The sequence below is a fragment of the Streptomyces sp. ID05-39B genome (assembly GCF_033794725.1).
GTDB lineage: Bacteria > Actinomycetota > Actinomycetes > Streptomycetales > Streptomycetaceae > Streptomyces > Streptomyces bobili.
In genome coordinates, this window is record NZ_JARGEF010000549.1 from 1 (window position 1) to 689 (window position 689).

At 66.0% G+C, this 689-nt stretch carries 1 protein-coding gene and 1 pseudogene; one reads left to right on the top strand and one right to left on the bottom strand.

What is annotated here, in order from left to right:
• Nucleotides 1-99: 99 nt before the first annotated feature.
• A complete protein-coding gene (locus P1P75_RS41830) occupies nucleotides 100-363 on the top strand; it encodes a hypothetical protein (protein ID WP_319265350.1) in 264 nt (87 codons plus the stop codon).
• Here P1P75_RS41830 and P1P75_RS41835 read toward each other — a convergent pair.
• Nucleotides 246-500, bottom strand: a pseudogene (locus tag P1P75_RS41835) (hypothetical protein); the annotation flags it as partial. The gene P1P75_RS41830 and the pseudogene P1P75_RS41835 sit on opposite strands and share 118 nt — an antisense overlap.
• Nucleotides 501-689 lie beyond the last annotated feature (189 nt).

Genomic DNA, 689 nt, shown 5'->3' on the forward strand with positions numbered 1-689 from the left:
GAGACAGGGGTGGGCAGGGCTGAGGAGGGAGCGATTGTCAGTGGGGCGCGTTTCAATGGGGGTGTCGTCACAGAGCGTCACGGCAGAGGGCTACGGGGGATGAGGACTGTGAGGTTCGCGGAGGACGAGCGGCGGTACGTGTCGTTGGCGGGACTGCGGTTGCGGGGCTGGACGGGAGCGTTGGTGCACCGGCTCCTGGGCTCGCCGGACCGGCTCAGCGTGGATCCCCGGATGCGGGCCGCGCCTCAGGTGCGCCTGTACCGGGTGGAGCGGGTGGAGGCGGCGGAGCGCGGCGAGGAGTTCCGGCGAGGGCACACACGGCGGACCGACGGACCGGCAGCGGACCGGGGAGAGCGCCCGTGAGCCGGTCCGTGACGGCCCGCGCCCCAGGTCCGCCGCTTCGGTACCGGTTTCGCCAGGGTGCCCGCCCGGCTCGTCCGCAGGCCCATCGTCACCAGCGCCTCCGCCGGCTTCACCGCCGCGGCCACCCCGTCGACGACCGCGCCCTGCACCACGTACAGGCCACTGCCGCTCCACGGTGCGGCACCTCTTTCTTTTAAACACATCTACCCCCCCCACCAAACCAAAAAGTGAAAATACGCTGGGTGCCGAAACAAGTAAAAAAAAAAGAAGCATCAAAACGAAAAACACTGACACTACTATAAAAAGGTATATAAGACAAAGAGCAA